This is a genomic window from Alteromonas sp. ABH2_165, assembly GCF_056159945.1.
This window is the reverse complement of record NZ_JBSWWF010000001.1, coordinates 104,160-129,143: the sequence shown is the minus strand read 5'-3', so window position 1 is coordinate 129,143 and position 24,984 is coordinate 104,160. Positions and strand designations below refer to the sequence as shown.

At 49.1% G+C, this 24,984-nt stretch carries 18 protein-coding genes; 10 read left to right on the top strand and 8 right to left on the bottom strand.

Annotation, left to right across the window (positions count from 1 at the left end; genetic code table 11):
- Positions 1–197: 197 nt before the first annotated feature.
- Positions 198–1,097: a LysR family transcriptional regulator gene (locus tag ACXAFQ_RS00470; protein WP_474817657.1), complete on the top strand. Its 900-nt coding sequence runs from the start codon at positions 198–200 to the stop codon at positions 1,095–1,097.
- Here the strand turns inward: ACXAFQ_RS00470 and ACXAFQ_RS00465 are convergent.
- Positions 1,094–1,705: a glutathione S-transferase family protein gene (locus ACXAFQ_RS00465; RefSeq protein WP_474817655.1), complete on the bottom strand. Its 612-nt coding sequence runs from the start codon at positions 1,703–1,705 to the stop codon at positions 1,094–1,096. The two genes, ACXAFQ_RS00470 and ACXAFQ_RS00465, sit on opposite strands and share 4 nt — an antisense overlap.
- 384 nt (positions 1,706–2,089) lie before the next feature.
- Between ACXAFQ_RS00465 and ACXAFQ_RS00460 the strand changes: the two genes are divergently transcribed.
- On the top strand, positions 2,090–2,596 hold the full coding sequence (locus ACXAFQ_RS00460; protein WP_474817654.1) for a YgjP-like metallopeptidase domain-containing protein: 507 nt from the start codon (positions 2,090–2,092) through the stop codon (positions 2,594–2,596).
- A 30-nt stretch (positions 2,597–2,626) separates the two neighbouring features.
- On the top strand, positions 2,627–2,977 hold the full coding sequence (locus ACXAFQ_RS00455; protein WP_474817653.1) for a YacL family protein: 351 nt from the start codon (positions 2,627–2,629) through the stop codon (positions 2,975–2,977).
- 283 nt (positions 2,978–3,260) lie between these two features.
- On the opposite strand, the gene ACXAFQ_RS00450 is transcribed toward ACXAFQ_RS00455, so the two are convergent.
- The gene (locus ACXAFQ_RS00450; RefSeq protein WP_474817652.1) at positions 3,261–5,621 is read right to left on the bottom strand and encodes a winged helix-turn-helix domain-containing protein; all 2,361 of its coding nucleotides are present in this window, start codon (positions 5,619–5,621) and stop codon (positions 3,261–3,263) included.
- A 245-nt stretch (positions 5,622–5,866) separates the two neighbouring features.
- Here ACXAFQ_RS00450 and ACXAFQ_RS00445 point away from each other — a divergent pair, with 245 nt between their 5' ends.
- Positions 5,867–6,355, top strand: coding sequence for a hypothetical protein (locus tag ACXAFQ_RS00445; protein ID WP_474817651.1), 489 nt, complete (start codon positions 5,867–5,869; stop codon positions 6,353–6,355).
- Positions 6,356–6,517: 162 nt separating this feature from the next.
- Here the strand turns inward: ACXAFQ_RS00445 and ACXAFQ_RS00440 are convergent, their stop codons facing one another.
- Both ACXAFQ_RS00440 and ACXAFQ_RS00435 read right to left on the bottom strand, forming a co-directional pair.
- Positions 6,518–7,198, bottom strand: coding sequence for a hypothetical protein (locus ACXAFQ_RS00440; RefSeq protein ID WP_474817650.1), 681 nt, complete (start codon positions 7,196–7,198; stop codon positions 6,518–6,520).
- 91 nt (positions 7,199–7,289) lie between these two features.
- A complete protein-coding gene (locus ACXAFQ_RS00435) occupies positions 7,290–8,195 on the bottom strand; it encodes an AraC family transcriptional regulator (RefSeq protein ID WP_474817649.1) in 906 nt (301 codons plus the stop codon).
- Positions 8,196–8,592: 397 nt separating this feature from the next.
- Here ACXAFQ_RS00435 and ACXAFQ_RS00430 point away from each other — a divergent pair, with 397 nt between their 5' ends.
- From ACXAFQ_RS00430 to ACXAFQ_RS00420, 3 genes are read left to right on the top strand one after another with little or no spacing between them, the layout of a single operon-like run.
- Positions 8,593–9,819, top strand: a complete 1,227-nt coding sequence (locus ACXAFQ_RS00430) for an efflux RND transporter periplasmic adaptor subunit (RefSeq protein WP_474817648.1) — start codon at positions 8,593–8,595, stop codon at positions 9,817–9,819.
- Between the two features lie 20 nt (positions 9,820–9,839).
- Entirely contained in the window at positions 9,840–12,998 is a 3,159-nt protein-coding gene (locus ACXAFQ_RS00425; protein ID WP_474817647.1) for an efflux RND transporter permease subunit, read from the top strand.
- A complete protein-coding gene (locus ACXAFQ_RS00420) occupies positions 12,991–14,394 on the top strand; it encodes an efflux transporter outer membrane subunit (RefSeq protein WP_474817646.1) in 1,404 nt (467 codons plus the stop codon). Before ACXAFQ_RS00425 ends, ACXAFQ_RS00420 begins: the two co-directional genes overlap by 8 nt.
- Positions 14,395–14,408: 14 nt before the next feature.
- Here the strand turns inward: ACXAFQ_RS00420 and ACXAFQ_RS00415 are convergent, their stop codons facing one another.
- Positions 14,409–15,128, bottom strand: coding sequence for a hypothetical protein (locus tag ACXAFQ_RS00415; RefSeq protein WP_474817645.1), 720 nt, complete (start codon positions 15,126–15,128; stop codon positions 14,409–14,411).
- Positions 15,129–15,428: 300 nt separating this feature from the next.
- Here ACXAFQ_RS00415 and ACXAFQ_RS00410 point away from each other — a divergent pair, with 300 nt between their 5' ends.
- Positions 15,429–17,219, top strand: a complete 1,791-nt coding sequence (locus ACXAFQ_RS00410) for a tetratricopeptide repeat-containing sulfotransferase family protein (protein ID WP_474817644.1) — start codon at positions 15,429–15,431, stop codon at positions 17,217–17,219.
- A gap of 284 nt (positions 17,220–17,503) precedes the next feature.
- Entirely contained in the window at positions 17,504–20,611 is a 3,108-nt protein-coding gene (locus tag ACXAFQ_RS00405; RefSeq protein ID WP_474817643.1) for a TonB-dependent receptor domain-containing protein, read from the top strand.
- 182 nt (positions 20,612–20,793) lie between these two features.
- Here the strand turns inward: ACXAFQ_RS00405 and ACXAFQ_RS00400 are convergent, their stop codons facing one another.
- From ACXAFQ_RS00400 to ACXAFQ_RS00390, 3 genes are read right to left on the bottom strand one after another with little or no spacing between them, the layout of a single operon-like run.
- On the bottom strand, positions 20,794–21,813 hold the full coding sequence (locus ACXAFQ_RS00400; RefSeq protein ID WP_474817642.1) for an amidohydrolase family protein: 1,020 nt from the start codon (positions 21,811–21,813) through the stop codon (positions 20,794–20,796).
- A gap of 28 nt (positions 21,814–21,841) precedes the next feature.
- The gene (locus ACXAFQ_RS00395; protein ID WP_474817641.1) at positions 21,842–22,930 is read right to left on the bottom strand and encodes a 4-oxalomesaconate tautomerase; all 1,089 of its coding nucleotides are present in this window, start codon (positions 22,928–22,930) and stop codon (positions 21,842–21,844) included.
- Between the two features lie 4 nt (positions 22,931–22,934).
- Positions 22,935–23,633, bottom strand: coding sequence for a 4-carboxy-4-hydroxy-2-oxoadipate aldolase/oxaloacetate decarboxylase (locus ACXAFQ_RS00390; RefSeq protein WP_474817640.1), 699 nt, complete (start codon positions 23,631–23,633; stop codon positions 22,935–22,937).
- Positions 23,634–23,753: 120 nt separating this feature from the next.
- Between ACXAFQ_RS00390 and ACXAFQ_RS00385 the strand changes: the two genes are divergently transcribed.
- Entirely contained in the window at positions 23,754–24,965 is a 1,212-nt protein-coding gene (locus tag ACXAFQ_RS00385) for a LysR family transcriptional regulator (RefSeq protein ID WP_474817639.1), read from the top strand.
- Positions 24,966–24,984 lie beyond the last annotated feature (19 nt).

Here is a 24,984-nt window from a genome sequence, read left to right as displayed (position 1 = left end):
CATCTGTGGCTCTTCCTTCCCGAACCTCCAACCAAGATCCAGTCAATACAAAAAAAGCATTATTTCAAACCCCAAAATATTCAAATATCAACATTTGATGAAGTTTTATATTTATTTGATTGTCGGGAAAAACCATTTTTCGTAAGTTTGCATACAAAATTAAAAATAATTTAAGAAAAAGTAAGTAAGGAGGCAGAATGCGACTCGACCCTCGCATGCTCAGGCAGTTTTTGGCCGTCTGCCGCGAAGGAACGATAAGCGGCGCCGCCAAAGCTGAACATGTTTCTCAACCTTCTATCTCTATGGCCATGAACCAATTGGAGCGGGTATTAGAGGTAAAGCTGTTTCAACGCTCGTCAAAAGGCATGATGTTAACTTCTGCCGGCAAAGCCCTGAAGCTGAAAGCCATGAGCGTGGAAAACTTACTGCAAACTGCACAACACGAAATACGTTTATTAGCAGAACAGATTAATGGGCCCCTTCATATTGGCGGTACGCCAGGCGCACTTTCATCCGTGATGGGCCAGGTAATGAGCAGCTTTTGCGAAATGTACCCCACGTTCAATCTGCAACTGACAGAATGCGACGAAGACAATGCACACCACCTGCTACGAACCTATAAGTTAGACATCGCCATTCTGACGACTGGCATGGCCAGTCCGCCGGAAGAATTTTGTGAGGAAACCTTATATTCAGACGCCTTCTCACTGGTTGTCGGCCAGGCCAATAGCCATTTACCTAATGAGGTAAAGCTTGAATCACTGAGTACCATGCGTTGGTTAATGCCAAATAAGGTAGGCGGTTTCAGACACCAGTTGAATGCACTGTTTTTGGGGCATTATGCCAGCCTCCCGAAAAATATTGTGGTAACAGATTCGGTGCTTGCCACTAAGCAGATACTCATCAATACCGATTATATTGCGTTACTGCCCACAGAATTAGTGAAAACAGAACTGGAGCACGGCTTACTGCGCGCGATCAATATCGCCAATGTAACTGCCAACCGAAAGGTTGGCCTACTATGGCTGGCAGAGCGACAAATGAGCTCTTTTGCCCAGGCATTCATTGATCACGCGAGTCATTTTACCTATCGCTAATACAAGCTGTCTTTTGATTGCGCACGGTAAATTACCGGAATGCGGGCCAACCTTTCATAGTGTTCGGTGATTCTGCCGAACGCAGAAAAATCAAAACCAGCTTCTTTTAGTTGCCTAACCATGCAGAACAAGTAAACATCGAGCACACTCCAGTCTTCTTCGCACCAGAACATGGAATTTCTCAGGCGCTTCTGAATAACCTCGAAAGCAGATTTCAATTGCTCTTCAGCCTGATTTTTTAACACTAACGCATCGAAGGAGAGCCCACTGGCGTAGTTGCAATACTGCATACAGTGGGGCTGAATGTGGCTAGTTATCCAGGAGAGGAAGCAGGTCGACTCGATGAACGTTAACGACCGGGGTAAAATCTGCGCCACAGGATATTTCTTATGCAGGTAGAAAATAATACCTAACGCTTCGGTAATGGTACCATCTGGCGTAAGCAAAGACGGCACTCTTCCCTTAGGATTAACTTTTAAATACTCTGGGCTTTCATTCTCCAATTTATCAATATCAATGCTATTTAATTTGTACTCTACCCTCGCTTTTTCAAGCGCGACGGTAACTACCATAGAGCATGGGCTGTGAGAGGCAAATAACGTCAACATGCTTTGACTGCCCAACACAAAGCGAATTGTGCATCTGTCTTGCTCACCTTTCTAGTGAAGGTGTTTAAGCGCACCATAAACAACGGTCTAATTCCTATTTACAATCTTAAAACCGCGCCACACTACCCCGAAAAATAGCATCTGAATAGTATTGATTTTTATGTGTGATATAACTCATTTTGATACCGTAAGATCCGACCAGAAAAATGAAATTATGTGTTTTTTCAGTGTGATAAACAGAGTGAATATCAACCTGCAGTATCGGCAATCGGCGGTTCGAAACCCATTCACGGATATTATTTTATACTGTCGATAAAGTACTAAGGTTATACTGAAGGTAAGGTATAATTGCTGCGTTCAAGCGTTACAGAGAAACCGTCAGATATGTCGCAGTCGTTGACCTACCTTTCCCACTATCCGCAGCATTTACAAGATCAGATTCAACAACTGATAAACAAAAATCAGTTGGGCGACTGGCTGCGTTCCCGCTATACCAGTGTTCATAACATTAACAATGACAAGGATTTACGTGATTATGCGCTGGACATTAAGAATCACTACATGAAGAAAACCCAGCCATTAAGTAAGGTGATATACGACAGCAAAATTCATGTGGTTAACCACGCCCTCGGCCTGCACTCATATGTGTCACGCGTACAGGGTGGCAAATTAAAAAGTAAAAATGAATTGCGTGTCAGCGACCTTTTTAAACGCACCCCAGAACCATTTTTAAATATGATAGTGGTTCACGAGCTGGCGCACTTAAAAGAAAAAGATCATAACAAAGCATTCTATAAGCTGTGTCAGCACATGCTGCCCGACTACCATCAGATTGAATTCGATGTTCGGGTGTATCTCACCGAAATGGATGCCAATGGCACCGTGTTTTAATTTCAATAAAAAAACAGTAGTGAAAGAAGTATGGATTTTGAGTTTCTAACCGATGTCACCGGGCAACCTCTTGCGCGATGCGACATGGAAAGTGAATATTTTGGCGATTGGCTAAGTCATGACATTGGCAGCGACAAAGCGCTGATCACGTCAATACTGCATAATCTCGACCGTTTATTAGAAAGACAAATCTCCGACTACGAATTTGTTGGCAAAATTTATCACCTTACTATTGCCGATGAAGAAGTCGATTTGTTTCTCAATAACAATGATATTGCCGACAGCCAATTTGAAGATGAACAACTTGATGGCCCGGTCGCGGGCTGCGGCTTAGTGGAACTTAAGCACCTGCTGGCAAGTTGGCAGGCGTTTATAGCCTAACTGCAGCGTTCCTGCTAACGATAACGTGCTAATGATTCTCTGAATTGGCCAGTAACTTTACCAGTCCACCAAAGGCCAGCGCGGTACCCGCAGATAACAGCAAAAACAATATCGATTCCATTTCATTGCCTCCCAGTATCTAATAATCAACGTGATTTAACCAAAAAAACTCTGCCCAACTGGGCAGAGAACTACACGATTTACGTTTTGGATGGGTCCTGAACTACAATACGCCGGCGAGCGAACATTTGCAAATGATAATTATTAACATTTATAATTTTAACTAATCCAATGTCTGCGCATGGTAGATTTCCGTCTGCTCCTGTCGCCAGTTTCCCAACTTTGCACGAACATCAGCTGGCAGTGACGCCTCCGGCATCATCCACAGCCAAGGATAAACCTCACCATACGTATAATTAGACTCATAAAAATAGCGCTGATCCTGAGGATATGAGACCATTTTGCTGAAATCGCTTCCGGCACTTTCCTGTTCAGGTAACAAGCCCAGCTCAGCAGCACCAAACCAACGGTGCTGGTTAAGATAATTTACCGCGCCGCGCTGTTTCAGCCAGTCATCAGCAAAGACACGAAAAACGTCGTCATCGGGGTGCTCTGCGGTTTGCTGCTGCATATGGAACAATACGGGAAGCAAGCTGAATATACGGTTGTCCACAAGCGTCAGTTTACTCAACAAGGCAAAGCCAATATCACGGTCCTCACGCCAATACGCGAAACGTTCAAACTGCTGCCAGAAGCGGGCGTCATCGGTATTGCCATAAAGCACTGCAGTCCTGTCGAACCATTTCCTGGCCTCCCCGACAAGGCTTAGCTCAAGATAAAGCAGCCCTAAATAAGCATTGTTGGTCGGTGACGAATCATCAAGGGCGTTGCACCGTTCCATCGTCTTTATGGCTCTGGCCGTGTGTCCCATATGCTGCAGAATTTTAGCCTTCCACACATATGCCCACGTGTAATCGTTATCTACGCGAATAGCATCTTCTGCTGCGCTCAGCGCCTCTTTCAGTTCCCCACGCCAGAAATGCACAATCGCCAGGTTCACATTGACCCATGGCGATAAACCGTCTTTCTGCTTTGCTCTGAGGGCGTAATCCAGCGCTTTTTCAAAGTCGTTCCTCGCCAGTTCCAGCTCAGAGTACAAATATAACGCGGTGGTATTTTCCGGCAAAAATCTAAGCACTTTTCTTAGTGCGGCGTCTGCGCCTTCAAAGTCAGATGCTGAGGTGTTCAGAATAGCACTGGCGAACAGCGCGTTAGGCTCATCCGCTTCTAAAGAAAGGGCTTTATCAATGGCGCGCTTGGCTTTGGACTGCGCTTCCCCGGCGTCCATGAACGTGTCATGATAATTGTATCGGGCATAAACGTAAGCCAGCGAACCATATGCCTGCGCATACCCGGGATCGGCTTCAACCGCCTTTCTGAAAGATGATTCTGCGCGGTAAAACCACTCGCTGGTTTTTCCGTTCATCAACCAGTAAATGCCCTGCAGATAATGCTGATAAGCTTCTACGTTGTCGACGCCAGACTGCCGTTCTGATGCAGGACGCACTGCTTTGTCTGGTAGCAACGTCTGTTGCACCCGAACCGCAATTTCTCCCGGAATTTCATACAACCGTGAGGCGCTGTCCTCAAACCCTTCAGACCACATAACCCGGTCTTCAGCGGTATCCACCAGTCTCATCACGACTTTATAATCTGTGCCTGTGCGTCTTACACTGCCCTCAAGCAAATATCGCACATTCAGTGCTTCGGCAAGTTTACCTTCCTGATTTTCACGCTGCGATAATGCAAATGCAGAATAACGTGATGGCACCTTCAGTTCAGGCACCCGCGCCAGTTCATTCAGTAATTCTTCCGGTAAGCCTTCCGCCAGGTAAAGAGTGTCCTGATCTGCGCTTAGTTGCTCAAGGGGTAAAACTGCTATGCTCAATGGCTGCGTATCAGTTACAGAACCACCTACCGGTGAATTTCTGCTAACAGAAGTATCCCCCCATGATGATTCGCCTGAATTCAGATACAGCAGAACTGACGTCACCAGCGTAATTATAAGCATGCCCGCCCAGTATCGTGACTTGCTGACCGGCTTTACAGTCCGGGGATTTTCACCTTTCAACTTACCATGACTGAAATCGGATGCTCCCAATTCGCTTTGCGGGGACACGCGAGCATCCGTTGCAGTTTCCGAGCTGATAGCAATGTCTGATTGCTCAGCAGCCTTAGCCGTTTCAGTCTGGGCTTCAGCCAGAGAGGAAGCTTCCTTCTCATCGTCAGCAGGCTTCGCACTGCCAGGCAATGATTGCGTTACCTTAGCATTCAGCCGGTAGCCTTTTTTCGGAACAGTCTGAATAAGCTTACGGTTTTTGCTGTCATTAAAAGCAACCCGAAGCTGAGAAATAATCCGGGTCAGGGCTTCTTCCACTACAACTCGGTCTCCCCACACTTCGGTAAGCAGCGTAGAGCGCGTTACAGTTTCACCAGCAAGGCCTGACAATACCACTAAAACCTGCATCGCCCGGGGTTCAATCTGACGCTTTTCGTCGCCCTGGCTAACAGTATTTTCACCGGGATCGATTCGAAACTCGTTAATACAAAAGCTGTACTCTGGCTTAATTTTACCGGCTTGCAAACTTTCCCACCCATCTTTTGTAGAACATCAAGCAATTGTTTAATAAAAACAATTCACCATCATTAGCAAATCATTAGGTTTTTATTTTGTGTTCATCAGGTAGTTTTTTAACCCGACTGTTACAAATTTATTTCGATTTCGGACAACGCATCCGGGACAGTATAAACGGAGTCACCCAGCTACAGCAAAAGAACTGCCGATGCCTGGTAAAACTCTGCAAAATATAACGTGTTGAGGTGAATATCATGATTCTGATGAAAGCTATGTTTAAGAAAGCAGCTATTGCCACCGTATGTTTATCAGCGGCGTTCAGCGCCAATGCCAGTCAGTCACCTTCGATTGATAACCTGCAGCTTAAGACGAGCGTTCAGGATGTTAACGGTGTTCGTGAAATCGAAACCGGTAACTATCAGCACGGTATTACCCGTACATTAGCAGCGTTGGAAAAAACGACTGTGCCAGCGCTTCGTGCTCCACTGCTGAATAACCTTTGCGTTGCTCATATTGCACTTGGTCAGAGTGAAGAAGCAGAAGTAGCCTGCAATGAAGCCGTTAATGCCGGAAGCCGTAACGCGCTGGCGTTTAATAACCGCGCCATCTTTAACTACCTGCAAAAAGATTCAAAGGCGTGTGTGGAAGACATGGAAAAAGCGCAAGCGCTTGGCCGTTATAACCGCGTGATTCAGAAAAATGCCGAATTTATCGCCCAGCAAAATTTGCTGGCAAAAAACTAATTAAGACCCTCTCCCCAGGGAATTTTTGCCACGGATGATTCGTGGTTTCTACCAACCAAATCCTTAGTCGAACCTCAGCTCTGATTAAGGTGCCGGCGCTGCGCGCCTACTGCAGCGCCGGATTTTTTAGGACACTAGGTAAAAGGGCCAGCAGGCCCTTTTTTATTTGCTCGGTGAACAGCCCGATTCATGCTGAAGCTGCTTTTTCTGCAAATGCTTCATCTGCAACAGCACGGCACCGCGGGTAATTACGCTTGCCCCATTGAGTACGAGTAACGGCCAGGCTTGCGCAAAAGGCATCGTCAATCCAAACAATAAAGTACTGATATCTTTTGCTAAGATGCCGTAAAACAATCCGAATGAGAGTGAACCTATGTGCTGACGACGACGCAACAACAACCACTGATGCAGCGTACCTTGAATGAGGATCACCGTTACCAGCAACATCAGCGTGTTGGCCCCGAGTTGCGCCAAGGCTGGAAACGGCCGGAACCCCATAGAAATGAATCCGCCCACCAGCGCGGCAGACGCCAACAACGACACCCCAGCGGCCGTTCTCGTGCGCCTTAATCGCCAAATACGCACAAGAATGACCAATGTCAGCAAACAGGCGCCACAGCGTGTCCACACTAGATAATGATTAAACGGCTCAACCGCAATGCCAAAAATGAACATGGCGTAAAAGGCGAAGAAGCTGGAGCCAAACTGATTCAGCGACAGACTGTGGTTGTCATCGCTTACGTTTTGTTGCTGACGGCTGATACGACGAATCTGTGCAAACAAGCCCACCCAAGTAAAAATGAAAATGGCAGAACTGAGTAATCCCAGCAAGTGATAAAGCATAATGGTGAGGCATTACAAATAAAAAGAGCATGGATTATACCATGCTCTTTTTAATAAACCGCTTACGCGCTTAACTCACTTTTTCCGTGACTCAGGCACCTACACTATTGCGCACGCGGTTGATATCCGCCGCAGGCGGCGCACCAAACAGTCGGCTGTACTCCCGGCTAAACTGAGACGGGCTGCCATAACCTACTTTATAACCTGCCGTGGCGGCTTCCAACCCTTCATGAATCATAATTCGTCGCGCTTCATTTAAGCGTAACTGCTTTTGATATTGCAGCGGCGACATGCTGGTGACCAACTTAAAACTGTTGTAAAGCGCTGACTCACTCATGTTTACTGCGTTTGCCAAATGCTTAACTTTCAAAGGCTCATCAAAATTGTCGCGGATCATTTCAATCACCTTGCTCATTCTGCTCGCGTTGCTGTCGTGCATCAAAAACTGGCGCAACTGCACGCCGCCAGGGCCATTCAGCACGCGGTACATCAACTCCCGTTTCAACATGGGCAGCAGCACCGGAATGTCTTTTGGGGTTTCATGTAACTGTAGCAGCCGTTGAAATACTGAAAGAATGCCTTCATCCACGTCGTAATTATTCATGCAACAGCCATTCGGCCCGTTTGCATAAAAGCCTTCACCGATATCACTGACCAATTCCGACAAAATGCGCATATCCAGATCGATACTTACACCCACATAGGGTTTTTCGTTACAGGCATTCACTATTTCGCCGATAACCGGCAACATCACCGGTACCATGAGATAAGACATCTCTTTAAAATTGATTTCTTTTTCGCCCATTCGTAGCTTTTTCCCCCCCTGCAACAGAAGGCAGAACATGGGCTCGTATATGGTGGGGTGCGTGCAACTTGTGTGACAGGTGCGAACCGTTTTTAACCCCGGAACGTTAGTTTGCCTGACACCATCGCCATCGTTAATTCGCGACGTAATATCAATAAGCTCTTGCTGATAAAATTGGATTTTTTCATTCATTTTGGCGGTTCCGGTATTGCGTTCATGCGTCAGTATGATGATAAGATAGCGCAACAATAAAGAATTATGCAATTACACAATTTGCTGACCTAAAGTTATCTATAAAGTAAAAATTGTTAACCACGCTCAAATCTTAAACCCAAGATATTGATTTAAATAAAAATAACACTAAAACGACCGCTTTAAGCCATTTTTACCCTCACTTGTACAATTCTTTTCAATCATTGCACAATCCTACAAGCAAAACAGAATCGTGCAATCATCAACAAGTATCGTGTATTAAACAAACTGTTTAGAAACACTAAAATAGCTTCCATCAAATTTCTGCGATCAGCCTGTTTTATTTATCAGTGAAAACGGGGCGGGATCGTTTTCTCAAAATTTAAGGGAGTAACCCATGTCCAGATTTTTCACCCCCACACTCGTTACAAGTGCAATTTTGGCCAGCGCGGTACTTGGCGGTTGCAGTGATGCCAAAGATCCCGCTATGCAGGCAGCCACAGCCCCGGAAGTGAATGTGGCCAATGTTGTTTCAATGCGCCTCAGTGAATGGGATGAATTCAGCGGTCGTTTGCAGGCACCAGAATCCGTTACCCTGATCCCACGCATTTCAGGTTATGTTGAACAAATCCTGTTTGAAGAAGGTGCGCTGGTAAAGGCCGGTGACGTGCTGGTTAAAATTGACCCTCGCCCTTTTGAAGTGGATGTGGAGCGCTTACAAGCGCAGTTAGATAGCGCTGAAAGCCATATGAACCTCACTGAATCTTTATTTCAGCGGGGGGAGTCATTAGTCAGTAAAAATGCCATATCACAGGAAGCCCTTGATAATCGCCGTGCGGAATGGCTTGAAGCAAAAGCACAAACCGCGGCCATTCGCGCTGAGCTAAAGCAGGCTGAGCTTTCGTTATCCTACACCGAAGTGGTTGCTCCCGTGAGCGGACGAGTGTCAAACGCCACCATCACTAAAGGTAACTACGTGTCTGCGGGTAGCAGTGAACTCACTCGCATTGTGTCTACAGAAAAGATGTACGCCTGGTTCAGCGTGGATGAGCAAACCTACTTGCAATACGCCCGCAACGGCCTGATCAACAACCCGAAAACGGCAGCGCAAACCGTATCGATGGGTCTATCTGGTGACGACGATTTTCGTTATCACGGAGCGATTGAGTTCGTTGATAACCGCATCGATGCACAAACCGGTTCCATTCGTATTCGTGCCACTTTCCGTAACGAAGATGGCTCGCTGATGCCGGGCATGTACTCGAAAATCCGGCTTGCTGGCAGTGACGTTCACGACGGCATTCTGATTGATGAAAAAGCCATCGGCACCGACCTTAACAATAAATTCGTACTGGTTGTCGACAGCAATAACACCGTGACCTACCGGAAAATCGACCTTGGCGAATCGCTGGGTGATTTACGCATTGTTGAGAACGGCCTGAGCGAAGGCGAGAGTATAATCGTTAATGGTCTGCAACGTGTTATGCCCGGCATGCAAATCACCCCGGCAACCGTAGATATGGCCGATGAATCCACCCTGGCCGACATTCGCACTAGTCAGCAGCAACTTGAACCAGAAAGCCTGGCATTGAATGTGTCGGTTAATGGCGTAGTTGTAGAATAATAACAGGAACAAGCACACCTATGTTTTCACGATTTTTTATCCACCGGCCTATCTTTGCCACTGTGCTGTCACTGCTGTTTGTGATCACCGGTGGCATTGCGGTCTGGCAATTGCCCATTACAGAATATCCGGAAGTAGTACCGCCCACGGTGGTGGTGACTGCCAGCTATCCCGGAGCCAACCCGCAGATCATTGCTGAAACGGTGGCATCGCCACTGGAGCAGGAAATCAACGGCGTTGAGAATATGCTCTACATGTCGTCGCAATCTACAGCAGACGGCACCATGACACTTACCGTCACTTTCGCCATCGGCACCAATGCCGACCTGGCGCAGTCTCAGGTTCAAGCCCGGGTCGACCGTGCTGTACCCCGACTGCCACAGGAGGTGCAACGTCTGGGTGTGGTGGCTGAGAAGTCATCGCCAAATCTTACGCTGGTAGTGCATTTGTACTCGCCGGATGAACGTTACGACATGCTGTATTTGTCTAACTTCGCGACCCTGAACGTGCGTGATGAACTCGCTAAAATTAGCGGCGTGGGACAAGTGCGTCAGTTCGGAGCGGGTGAATTCAGTATGCGCGTTTGGCTTGATCCTTCGCGGGTTGCCGCTCTAGGGTTAACCCCGGTAGATATCTCCAATGCCATTCAGGAACAAAACCAGCAGGTGGTTGCCGGTAGTCTGGGGGCGCAGCCTGTTGAAAATGCCGATTTCAACATTCTGATGAATGTAAAAGGCCGTCTCGCTTCAGCGGATGAGTTTGAAGACATCATCATCAAAGTGGGCGAGAACGGTGAAATCAGCCGATTAAAAGATGTGGCACGGGTTGAGCTGGGTGCCGACTCCTACGCCCTGCGTTCTACTATTGATAACAACCCGGCCGTAGGCATGGGCGTGTTTCAGATGGCAGGCTCTAACGCCATTCAGATTTCCGAAAACGTACGCGCCACCATGGACAATTTGTCGCAAACCTTCCCGGAAGGCGTGAGCTATGAAATTGCCTACGATCCTACCGTGTTCGTTCGCGGCTCCATTCAGGCGGTGGTAAAAACACTACTCGAAGCCATCGTGCTAGTGGTGATTGTGGTTGTGCTGTTTTTGCAAACCTGGCGCGCCTCAATTATCCCTCTGGTAGCCGTGCCGGTATCGTTAATTGGTACCTTTGCTTTCATGCAAGTGATGGGTTTCTCGCTTAACGCCCTGTCGCTGTTCGGACTGGTACTGGCGATTGGTATCGTGGTAGACGACGCCATCGTGGTAGTGGAAAACGTTGAACGTAATATCAGTGAAGGTCTGGCACCGGTGGAAGCCACCATCAAGGCAATGAAAGAAGTGACCGGCCCTATTGTCGCCACTACTTTGGTGTTGGCGTCGGTATTCATTCCAACCGCTTTTATGACCGGACTCACAGGCCAGTTTTACAAGCAGTTCGCGCTCACTATTACCATCTCTACGTTTATTTCAGCGATTAACTCACTGACCTTAAGCCCTGCCCTGTCTGCCGTGCTGTTGAAAGGTCATGACGCCCCCAAAGACTGGCTGTCAAAAGGTATCGACACCCTGTTTGGACGCTGGTTGTTTGCGCCCTTTAACCGGTTCTTCAGCAAGCTTTCTGGCGGCTACGGTTTTGTGGTTAAACGCATCATCCGGGCTGGTGCACTGGTTCTGGTGGTGTATGCAGGACTGGTAGCGCTTACTGGCGTTCAGTTTCAATCTACGTCAACCGGTTATATCCCGGCACAGGACAAACAGTACCTGATTGCATTTGCACAACTGCCAAATGCAGCCTCGTTGGATCGCACCGATAAGGTAATTGAACAGATGTCGGCCATGGCGCTGGAGCATCCAGGTGTTGCCAATACCATTGCGTTCCCTGGTCTTAGCATTAATGGCTTCACCAATGCCACTAATAGCGGGATTGTGTTTGTGACCCTGGATGATTTTGACGACCGTAAAGATCCGTCGCTTTCTGCCAATGCCATCGCGGCACAGCTCAATGGGAAGTACAGCACCTTAAAAGATGCCTTCGTTGCTATATTCCCGCCGCCACCGGTGATGGGTCTGGGCACCATTGGTGGCTTCCGCCTGCAACTGGAAGACCGGGCCGGTTACGGCTTTGAGGAACTGAACCGGGTGACCATGGAGATCATGCAAAAAGCTGCCACGACGCCAGAACTGGCCGGTGTGTTCTCGGGATATCAGGTGAACGTGCCGCAAATCGATATCGATGTAGATCGCGAAAAAACCAAGCAACAAGGCATCGATTTAAACACGCTGTTCAGCACATTACAGGGCTATATGAGTTCGACTTATGTCAATGACTTCAACTTGTTTGGTCGCACCTACCAGGTGAACATGCAGGCTGATCAGCAGTTCCGTGCCTCGGCCCAGCAGGTTGGACAACTGAAGGTAAGCAATGCGCAGGGAGAAATGGTCTCGCTGGACTCGTTTATCCGCGTGAACGACACCGCTGCGCCAGACCGGGTAATGCACTACAACGGCTTTACTACCGCAGAGATTAACGGCGGTGCTGCACCGGGCTATAGTTCTGGTGAGGCGCAGGCTGCTATTGAGCGCATTCTCGATGAAACTCTACCAAACGGTATGACTTACGAGTGGACCGAGCTGACCTATCAGCAAATCCTCACCGGGGACGCCAATATGCTTGTGTTCCCACTGGTCATCGTACTGGTGTTCATGGTGCTGGCTGCACAATATGAAAGTCTGCGTTTGCCACTGGCCATTGTGTTGATTATTCCAATGACGCTGTTGTCGGCGCTAAGCGGCGTAATGCTGTATCACGGAGACAACAACATTCTCACGCAAATCGGACTCATCGTATTGGTAGGCCTTGCCACCAAAAACGCCATCCTAATTGTGGAATTTGCCAAAGAATTGCAGGAACAAGGGTTAAGCCGTATGGATGCCATTTTAGAAGCTGGACGCTTGCGTCTTCGCCCCATCCTCATGACCTCCATCGCTTTCATTATGGGCGTGGCACCGCTGGTATTTTCTACCGGTGCGGGTGCAGAAATGCGTCAGGCCATGGGTGTTGCCGTATTCTCAGGCATGATTGGCGTTACCTTGTTCGGCTTGTTACTTACCCCACTGTTTTACTATCTGCTCACGCGTGAAACGCCGACGCAGAAAACATTACAAGGAGAACAGGACAATGCGTAGTGCTGTTACTTTCCTGGCAACCGCAGTGGCGGTTGCCACCCTGGCGGGCTGCACGGTCGGCCCAGACTATGAAAAGCCGCAACAGGTTGCCAACGTAGCACTTGCTGATTACGTGGCTGCCCCGGCGTTACAAACCTGGTGGACTGAGTTTGAAGATCCCGCTCTGTCTGCGCTGATTGCTATCGCAATCAAGCAAAACCGCGATTTACAACAAGCGGCGGCCAATGTGGCAAAAGCGAATGCAGCTTTTCGTCAGGCTGGCGCGAATCGTTGGCCCGACGGTGACCTGTCGTCATCGTATCAGGTGAGTGAAAATGCCACCTTGTTTGCCGCCGACGATAACGTCATTAACCGCAGTTACACCAACGGCCTGTCGTTAAGCTGGAATGCTGACCTCGCCGGTGGCCTGAAGCGTGCGCAGGAAGCCGCTTCAGCCCAGGCGCAACAGGCAACCATGCTATGGCAAGACGCGAAATTGCAAATTATCAGCCAGGTAGCTGCCAGCTATGGCGACTATCGCGGAGCCCAGCGCCGCCTGTTTTACGCCGAGATGAACCGCAATTTTCTGCAACAAAGCATGGACGTGATCCAGGCACAGATTGAAGCGGGCAGCGCTACCGAATTTGAAAAAGCCCAGCTTGAAGTTCAGATGCGCCAGGTAGAAACGCAGATCCCCGCCATTCGGGTAACACAGAAAACCGCGCATAACACACTGGCGGCATTACTGGGCCAAACGGCTGAATCACTGACCATCGGCGGTGGCGCGGGTATTCCCGCCCTGCAAACCCCGGTAAAAATTGATGACAGCATCAATTACCTGCAATATCGTCCTGACGTGGCCTCTGCCGAACGGAATCTGGCTGCCATGACCGCCCAGCAGGGTATGGCGACTGCCGAGCTTTACCCAGACGTTTCAGTGAGCGGTTTTCTTGGCTTTTTATCTTCGCCGTCACTTGCGCTGAACAGCGCCAGTCAGAGCTGGAATGTCACACCGTCAATTAGACTGTTACCACTCAACCTGGCCGCAGTGAATACCCGCATAGATATGGCAGAAGCCGATACAGCCATCGCGCTTTCTCAGTTTGAGCAAACGGTTGTTGAAGCGGCCAACGACATGCAACTGTCTTTCGACACCTATGGCCTCACCCGGGAACAACTGGTAAGTGCACAGAGTCAGTTCGAAGCCAGTGAACGGGCGGCCAAAATTGCCCGGGCGCGCTATCGCTCGGGTACTACAGACTTCCTGCAGTTACTCGACAGTGAGCGGGAATTGCTAGATAGCCGGGATCAACTCGCGGTGGTAGAAGTGGCGCACTTTCAGCGGCTGGTCGGGGTATACCGGGCGTTTTCCGGTGCTTTACAAACCGAATCTGAATTACAGGCATCAGCCCGATAACAGTAAGGGGCGCGTTACGCGCCCTGTGCTGTAAACAAAGAAGAAGAGACTGTTTGTGTTCTGGGCGTTGGCGACACATTGAACACAATAAACATCAGAAAGGTGCAATATACAGTCGCGACAAGCAAAATAAACGCACTGAGATCCTGTTGTATCAGCATTGCCAGCGGCACAAACAGGGCTACCGGCACGAAGGCCAGAAAGGTTTTCCAACGTAGCATCAACGTCAGCCAGATATGCTCACCCTGCTGACGGGAAAGGTTCAGGCCGTTACAGAAATGGGCAATCACGTATGGCATTAGTTGGGCAACACAAACTGACGCGCCTGCGACCACAATTCCCATCACCGAAAAACCGTCCCACGTCATCGCCTGCTCCCCTCCACCAGAAAGCATCATCCCGGCTACAGACGTCGCCACAACATAACCCAGCCAACTCAGTGCCGTCATCGCCACAACGGCTGGCAAGAATAAGCGTTGCTGGTGTTTCAGTTCGTCAAATAATCCAGTCAGTGTTCCAAAACGATAGTGAATACTTACACAACACACTACCAATGTAACCAGTAGTCCGTAGGCACCCATTTTGAGTGGGAACAGAGAAAAAGGAATTGCCGTAACCGCAAAAGCTAATAGCAGTAGCGCACCCGACACAATGGGTGCATTGCCGATAAAGCGGCACATTTCCTTGTAGCCCCGGATATAATCCTTAGAAGAAAGATTAGTATTAATTTGCATAAGGAAGACCTCTGAAGACAAGTGGTTACTATATGCACAACGCTTAAAATTTGAAGACTTCAAACATTAAACCGGGTATCACTAACACTACCCACGTATAGCTGTGAATACCTTTTGAGTTTTATCCATCTACACAAATTGCCTGCAAATCAGCATGTTCGGTTCTCGCCAACCACACTTCCGCATTAAATAATTGCTGCAGCGATAAATAATTGCTGTTAGCCTTTTCGGTGAAATTTCCGCTGCATGCCACCATCGGTCTTATTACAACAACCATTACTCAGGGCTTTTTGTTTACCCATGTCTCACGCATCTAAACAGCAACTGCTAGACCAGGCTAATCACTTCATTGATGCGCAACAATGGGACGAAGCGGTGAAGGTGCTGTACATAGGCGTTAAGCAATTCCCTGAATTTTATGAGGCGTGGTTGTTATTCAGTCGCGGCTTATACGAGGTGGGGCATATCAAGGAGGCCGTGCAAATTGTCCAACACGCTGAACAGTTAGATCCGCTACAATCCGACTTTCAATATATTCAGCAGTGTATGCAACGCCAGGCGCTCGCTGAGGCAGAGCAGAAAGCGAGGCAAATGCTCTCACACACTGCAAATCACCCTAAAGCGTGTTTTACCCTGGCGAGTATCGCGTTAACGCAAAATCAACCCGATGAAAGCATTGCCTGCCTGGAGCCAGCAACAAGGGTGCACCCTGCTAATGCAACCCTATGTCATTTGTTGTCTACCAGCTACGATAAGGCCGGGCGCTTTGAGGATGCAATAAAAGAGACCACAAGGTTAGTATCACTCGAAGATGGGCTAGATCCATTGTGGATGCTCATCAATTTGCTACTCAAGTATGGTCAATACCCAGCACTACTGGCTCGTTGTGACGAGGCAGAGAAATACCTTGCCAGCAATTCCCAAGCGCTTAGCAAACTCAATGTTATTCGCGGTCAGGCGTACCGCATTTTGGGTAAACGTGAGCAGAGTATTCGTTGCTTACAGGCCAGTCTTAACGCCAATGCTAATAATGCCGAAGCCTGGTGGGCGCTGGCAGACTTTAAAAATTACCATTTCAGTGACGACGACAAAGCAAAATTGAGCAGCTTAGTTAAAAGTAGCCTTCCTTCGCACATTCGTTGCCCGGCCACCTTTGCTTATGCCAAATTAAGCGAAGCTGACAACCGTCCCGCAGAATCGTTTGCGCTATACAAACAAGCCAATACATTACAAGACACGGCAGGTTTTACCCCGATGGCAATGCAGAAAGAATGTGAAAATCGCATTCATATGTATCGTCGTTCATCGCTCGCTTCTCAAGCCACAATAGACCACCAGCAATCGGTGCCCATATTCATTGTGGGCCTGCCCCGCTCCGGCTCCACGTTAATCGAGCAAATGCTGGCAAGTCACACACAAATTGAAGGCACAATTGAACAGCCCACGCTGCCCGCCATTGAACGCCAGGCAGAACGGCTGGCAGCGAAGCAATATGGCTGCAACTTGTCGGACGCGCTGTACCAGCTCAAATCGGATGAACTTGCCTCACTTGGGCAAGCCTATCTCGATAATGGCAGATTATTCCGTACAGGCGAACGTCAGTTTTTTACCGATAAACAGCCCTTCAATTACCGTTTGGTGGGGCTAATTCATAAAATTCTGCCGCAAGCGAAGATCATCGATGTCAGACGCAATCCCATGGATTGTGGGTACAGCCTATATAAGCAGTACTTCCCCCACGGTGTTTATTTCAGTTATGACCTTGCCCATATTGCCGATGCGTTCAATGCCTATGAGGCGCTAATGCATCATTGGGATGATGTGCTGCCTGGAAAAGTGCTAAAGGTGCAATATGAGAATTTGGTGGCAGCGCCGGAAGACGAGTTGACGCGTATTTTGCACTATATTGGTTTGCCCTTTGAACAAGCATGCCTCAACTTTCAACATTCCGGGCGAGCCGTTCACACTGCAAGCAGCGAACAGGTGCGCCAACCTATCAATTTTAATGGTATTGATAGATGGAAGCCGGTTGCAAACGAGCTTGATGATCTGAAAAAGCGGCTGAATTCACTTAAAATGGTGCAAAAATAGTTATTCAGCCAAATGATATATCTATTCAACTTGATTAGTTATCCATTCAACGATAAATTCCCGCCGAAAAAACACAGACTGCTGTAAGCGCACCTTAAAAGTGCAAACTGTCGCACCAAATTGGTTTATCGCCCCATTTTTTTGCTCTTTCCGTGCTCACTGACCGCACCATCCAGCTTCATCAAACTTGGTATGAAGTGTGCTCATTACATTACTTAGTCTTACCGTGTCATAAAAATTACAAAAACATACATAAATAAAAATCCGTTTCACAGGAAACCACTATGAAAGAACACACACATCAACTTGGCAGAAAACGTTCTGCGGTCTCTTTATGTATTGCTGCGGCGTTAAGCTCAGGATATGCCTTCGCTCAGGAAGCCGAAGAAAACCTGCAAGACGTTGAGGTGGTGAATATCACCGGTTCACGCATTCCTACCGATCCTAATGTGATTTCTTCTGTACCCGTTCAGTCGCTGAACAGCAAAGATATCTCAATGTCCGGTGAGCTTAACCTGGCTGACGTAGTGGCCGACATTCCTGCACTGATTTCCTCGTCTACCGCAGAGAACTCTTCTACTGGCGCCAACTCTCTGAACCTGCGTGGTATGGGTGGTGAAAGAACCCTGACTCTGGTTAACGGTCGACGTCACGTTGCAGGTTTCCGTGGTACCTCTGCGGTTGATATCGGTACCATTCCTCGTGCCCTGGTTGAACGTGTTGAAGTGACCACTGGTGGTGCTTCTGCAATTTACGGTGCCGATGCGGTAACTGGTGTGGTTAACTTCATCCTGAAAGATGACTTTGAGGGTGTTCAAATTAATGCGACAGGCGCGCTGCCAGAAGAATCGGGCGGTGACTCCTATGCGTTAGACGGCGCGTTCGGTAAGAACTTCGACGATGACAAGGGTAACATTGTGCTTACCTTGTCTTACGAAAAAGAACAGGAACTGCTGCACGGCGATCGTTCCTGGTCTCGAAACAACGGCATTTCTCGCATTGTTGCTAACCCAGGCGGTGACACTCAACTACAGTTAGCTGATGACGTTCGTTATTGGCTCACCTCAAACGAAGGGTCTGTAGCGCCTGGTTTTGGTGGTCGTGATGTCACTTACCTTGATATCAACAGCAATGGTATTGCTGACTGTCAGGAGTCTTTAGGTGGTCAAACTGGCTATCTGGCAGGCTGCTGGCTCACCAACCCAGATGGCAGCATTCGTGTGAACAGCGATGGCCCGATTTATGACGGCCTGTTAAGTAGCGGTGGCGATGGCGCGAAAGCAACGTTCGATAACGACACACTGATGCCAAATACCGATAAGGTAATCGTTAACTTAAATGGTAACTATCAGATTAACGATGAGTTAAATGCGTTTTTTGAAGCAAAATATGTGAAGGCGGATACCACGTCTTACGCAGAATACGACTCATACTACGACACTCTGGCTATCCTGCCAGATAACCCGTTTGTCCCGCAACAATTACAACCTGTAATGGATGAAACCGGCTATTTGTTGATTACCCAGGATGCCATCGGCTGGGATGACGATGAAACCACATACACCCGTGAAACTCAGCGCTTTGTAGGGGGGTTCACCTGGGATTATTCTTACGACCACTCGTTAGAATTTGCTGTTAACTATGGCCGTTTTACCCGTGAAGACGAATACTCTGAACAAATCACCGACCGCGTATTCGCGGCAATGGACGCCACTACCGATGCGAATGGAAACATTGTTTGCCGTTCCGACATAGACCCTACTGCGGCATACGAAATCGATTATTTCGTAGCGGGTAACAACTATGCCAATGGTGCTTATTCCAGCAGCAACTATTACACCTTCACGCCTGGCGATGGCCAGTGTGCGCCGCTGAATCCTTTCGGTACTTTTGCCGCAAGTCAGGCAGCACAAGACTTCATTACTGCCCGTATGCACGACAAAACAACGCTTGAGCAAACCGTGGTTAGCCTTACCGGTGTTGGTCAGTTTGAAGTGATGGAAAGCGTATTGGACGGCCCACTGGGTTATGCCGCGGGTCTTGAATACCGTGAAGAGTCGAGTGAAAGCATACTGGACCCACTTGCCCGAGGCATCCTGCCAGAAGGCACACCTTATACAGCTGGCCAGTCGGTTAACGAGGTATCGCCGTGGTTGTACTTCCTTACCGGTATCGATAACGTTCAGCAATTCAACACGTCGGGTGAATATGACGTGATTGATGCATTCTTAGAAGTGCGCCTGCCAATCTTTATGGACCGTAAGTTTGCCTACGAATTTACGTTGGATGGCGCCATTCGTATGGCTGACTACTCCACACTGGGTAATGCAACCACCTGGAAAGTCGGTTTCTCTTACAGCCCCATTGAAGACCTGAACCTGCGTGGTACCTACTCTGAAGCGGTGCGAGCACCCAATATTTCAGAGCTGTACGACCCGCAAATTCCTATGACGGTTAACCTGAACCTGGACCCGTGTGATCCAAACAACATAGAAGCCGGCACCTCATCACGGGTTGCAAACTGTGTTGCTGGCCTTGAAGCCGCTGGCGTGCCTACCGAAGATATCGTCGACGCCGATGGTAACTACATCTGGCTTAACCCGCTGACAGCCCGTTTCTCAGGCACTTCAGGCGGTAACCCGGATCTCGACGTGGAAACTGCTGAAACCGTGACTATCGGTACCGTATATCGCCCAAGCTACCTTGAAGGTTTCAGCGTAACGCTGGATTACTGGAGTGTAGAAATCGAAGATGCTATCGCCGCGGTTGGCTCGGCAGATATTCTGCGAGGTTGTTACGATTCAGCGAACTACCCGGGCCTGGATTACTGTAACCAGTTTACTCGTCGTGCCGATGGTGGCCTGAACAGCCTGACAACCTTCTCACAAAACTTCGCTTCAATTGAAGCTGAAGGTTATGACTTGTCTGTCAACTACCTCTTCAGTATTGGTGCTAACGACTTCGGTGTAAGTTTAGTGGGAACCCGTCAGGAAAAACTGAACCGTTATGTTAACCCGCTTGATATGTCTGACGTTGATGTTGACCTCGAAGAAATCCGTACGCCGGAAACAACAGGAAACATCGAACTTAGCTGGACTCGTGGCGACCTGAGCATGTCATTCCAAACTACGTATCAGAGCCGTCAGGCTTATCGCGAAGTGGAAGAAGCGCTGGGTACTAACGGTTATCAACAACTGTTCGGCGCTGGTGGCGGCTTCTTTGGCAGCACACTAATTCACGATATCAACGTAAGCTACCAGCTTGAAGAAGGTCTGGCAGTATTTGGTGGTATCAACAACCTGGCTGATGAAGAACCGTTCGCTACGCAAACAGCATGGCCTGTTGGCCCACGTGGTCGTACCCTGTTCTTAGGTGTTAACTACACCATGTAATTCACCTTGCAACGTGTAACTAACGGCGGGCCGGTAAGCATTATCGTTCCGCCAACCCAGTTCAGTGTATAGCAGCAAAAATAAAAACGGTTGGTTACATCAGTAACCAACCGTTTTTTTATTGAGTTTTGGGGCAACACTCTCAAGAGAAAGCAGAATGGGACAACCTTCCCTGTCAGGCGTTACATGCCCATAGATTTGAGCTTAGTGTCGAGACGCGGGTAAACCCGTCGTGCGTTGCCTGAGTAAACCTGCTCGCGGTGCGCTTCGCTTAAATCCAGCGAATCCACATACCGCTTTGTATCGTCAAAATAGTTACCGGTTTCCGGATCGATACCCCGCACTGCACCCACCATTTCTGAGCCAAACAGAATGTTGTCAATGTCGATTACATCGAACAACAGGTCGATACCCGGCTGGTGATACACGCAGGTATCGAAAAATACGTTCTTCATTACATGCTCACGCAGTGGCGGTTGACCCAGCATGTCTGCCAAACCACGATAGCGCCCCCAGTGATAAGGCACCGCACCACCGCCGTGAGGAATTACGAAGCGTAACTCAGGAAAATCTTTAAACAGGTTGCCTTGCAGAAACTGCATGAACGCCGTGGTATCTGCATTCATGTAGTGTGCGCCAGTGGCGTGGAAGTTGGCATTACAGGAACCCGATACGTGTACCATGGCAGGCACATCCAGCTCGACCATTTTCTCGTAGAACGGATACCAGCTTTCGTCGGTGAGAGGCTTTGATGTCCAGTGTCCGCCTGATGGATCAGGGTTGAGGTTACAACCCACAAATCCCAGCTCTGTTACACAGCGCTCCAGTTCTTCCACCGAGTTTTGAATTGGCACGCCGGGTGACTGAGGCAGCTGACAAACGCCAATGAACCGTTCAGGGTAAAGATCCACCACGCGCTTTATCAGATCGTTACATGCTCTGGTCCACTGTTTTGATACCGCTTCGTCGCCCACGTGATGTGCCATGGCAGACGCCCGGGGGGAGAATATCGTCATGTCCAGACCACGCTCGTTCAATAGTCTTAGCTGATTCTTCTCGATACTTTCGCGGATTTGATCGTCGCTGATATGAGGGACTTCCGGTAACGCTTTACCGGTCTTGTACGCTTCAATCTGCGCTTCGCGGAACAACTGAAGCGGTTCCGGTGCCGTGGTGTAATGGCCGTGGCAATCAATAATCATAATGCTTCCTACCTACTTGAATTCAGGTTCAGCGCGATAAAAACGCGCTTTCAGGGATCATCACTTCACCGCACATTAGTAGCCGGGCAGTTCGCACCAATGCTGCTTTTTCAACGGTGAGCGTATCCAGCGAATCAGCACCGCTAACCTGCATAGCAACAGTAAACTGACCGGTGGGATGTTCAACCTGAATGGATGACAGGTTGCCCCAGCCTTTGCAGTATCCGTAGGCGATGGAACCGTCTACCACGCAGGCTGTTGCAACACTAACTGAACCGAGAACACCAATTGCATCGTGAACCCGGTGTGGAATAAAGGAGCGGGTATTTATTTGCCCGCCGTTCTGTGCCGACGAGACCAGCGTCATCTTAGGCACCGTTTTGCTGGTAACGTCGCCCAGGTTCATTGCCTTACCTGCTTCCAGACGAATAGCTTCAACTTTTTCTTTCAGCGCAGAGTTGGCTTCGAGCGTTTCCGGACTTTCGTCACCGGTAACCCCTAAAGCAGCGGCATCGATGATGACTACTGGCATACCGTTATCGATGCAGGTGACTTCTACACCCGCGAATTCGTCTTTCACGTTACCGGTAGGGAACAGTGCGCCGCAGCTCGAACCGGCCACATTTTCAAAGTCGATCAGCACCGCTGCTGCGGTTCCTGGCACGCCGTCGATGGCGGTATCACCTTCATATACCGGCTTGCCATCACGCACTTCTACCTGAGCCGTTGCCAGCGCACCCGTATTTACCATGTGGATACGCACGTTGGTTACGCCGTTTTGCACCTCAACCAGGCCATGTTCAATGGCGAACGGGCCCACACCTGCGAGGATATTGCCGCAGTTCTGCGCGTCACTCACCACGGCTTTATCAACAACCACCTGTAGAAACAGGTAGTCAACGTCGGCATCGTCACGGGTTGACGGACTGACCACCGCCACCTTGCTGGTGAGCGGATGGGCACCGCCAACACCATCAATTTGTCGGGGATCGGGAGAACCCATGGCGGCAAGTAGCACCGCTTTACGGGTTTCAGCATCGGCGGGTAAATCGCTGGCCATAAAATACAGGCCTTTAGATGTTCCACCGCGCATTAGACTACAGGGAATGGCGCGCACTGCCCTATTCTCCTTTGCTGTGTTCTTCGTAGGTCACATATTTGAGACCTTTCTCAGCCAGACGGCCACGCATGTTGTAAATATCTAGGCCTAACTCGCCAGCAGCTAACCGGTCACGCTTAGAGGCTTCGTTTTCAACACGCTTCAATACTTTCTCGTGCACGGCATCGGCTTCGTTGCGAGCAACTGCCACCACACCGTCATCATCCGCCACAATCATGTCGCCGGGATTAATCAGCGCACCTGCACACACCACCGGCACGTTAACGCTTGCAATGGTTTCTTTAACTGTGCCCTGTGCAAAAATCGCTTTTGACCATACCGGGAATTCCATTTCTTTCAGCGTCGCCGTATCGCGCACGCCGCCGTCAATGATCAGGCCCTTCACACCACGGGCTTTCAACGACGTCGCCAGCAAGTCGCCAAAGAACCCATCGATACACGGACTGGTTGGCGTAACCACCAGCACATCACCGGGCTGACACTGTTCAACCGCAACGTGAATCATCCAGTTGTCACCCGGCGCTACCTGACAGGTCACCGCAGGACCTGCAATGGCAGCGGGTCGATAAATCGGACGCATATAGTCGGCTAACAAGCCTTTACGGCCTTGCGCTTCATGCACGGTGGCCGTTTCGGCTCCCTGATAGTTTGCAATAGTTTCGTCGCCCGGACGTGGGCAGCCAGTCACACAAATTGCCATGTTAATAACCTTCTTTGTTCTGATGACAAAAGTATGCGCCTGCGGACGTAACAAATCCGTTTAGAAAGATGTAAGAATCCATTAGTATTTGCTATATCGAATTTAAAATGCGAGATAACTGTGCAGCTACTGAATATCCGCCATCTTTACTGCGCCCTTGAGATACGGAAGTTTTCCAACCTTTCCGAAGCGGCAAGACAGGTTCACCTTACCCAGTCTGCCCTCACCCAAAGCATTAAGAAGCTGGAAGATAAGATTGGTTTCCGGCTGTTTTCACGGGGCACTACCGGTATGTATGTCAGTGAAGAAGGTGACGTGTTCCTTAAGCGTTTTGAGCGGGCTTTTGCGCTACTTGAGCAATATGCCAACGGGCAATTCACCACCGATCGCACGGCCCGTATTACCTTTTTGCGTGGCATTAATTCCCGCCAGCTTTCAGCCATTATAAAAATGGTAGAGCTACAAAATTATACCCATGCCGCACGTGTGCTTGATATTGCTCAGCCCACCCTGCATCGAACCATACGTGATTTAGAAGCACTTTGCAGTGTCACCTTGTTCAATCGTTCACCTTCCGGCGCGGAACCCACGTGGAGAGCCCGGCGTCTTGCCCGTGTGGCAGGCTTGTATTTTGCTGAATTGCAGCAAGGCTTTGATGAGGTAAAAGCCCTCGACGGTAAACACTTTGGTACTCTCAAAATCGGCAGCTTGCCACTGGCACTCACTGAACTGGTGCCCGCAACGGTGCTTAAAGTCATGGACGCAGTACCGCAGTCAGACGTGAGTATTGTCGATGGTCCGTACGAGGAACAGCTACATGCCTTACTGCATGGTGACATTGATGTGTTGATTGGTGCGCTACGCCCACCGGATATGGAAGACCTTCTGGAACAGGTGCCCTTGTTTGAAGACAGGTTGTCTTTGGTCGCTCGCGCCAACCACCCCATTTTACATGCCGACACCATGGAAAGTGGCGACTGGCAACAGGTTCAGTGGATTGTGCCGAAAAAAGAAACCCCTGCCCGGCTTATCTTCGACGAATTTATTGTGTCGCGTCAACTTCCGGTGCCCCATGATGTGATTGAATGTAACTCTCTCACAGCCATTCGCGGCCTGCTGATGAAGAGCGATCGGGTTGCCATGCTACCAGCCAGACAAGTAGAGGTGGATGTTCGTGCGGGCTTACTGGCGATTTGTGATATGAAATTAAAAGATCCGCCGCGGGCCATTGGCTACACCATTCGTAAAGACTGGGTACCCACCAAATTGCAAAATATGTTTATTTCCGTACTGCACGCCGAATGCGCTACAGGGTCGATAATCTCCATTTAAATAGAATATCGCACCAGCA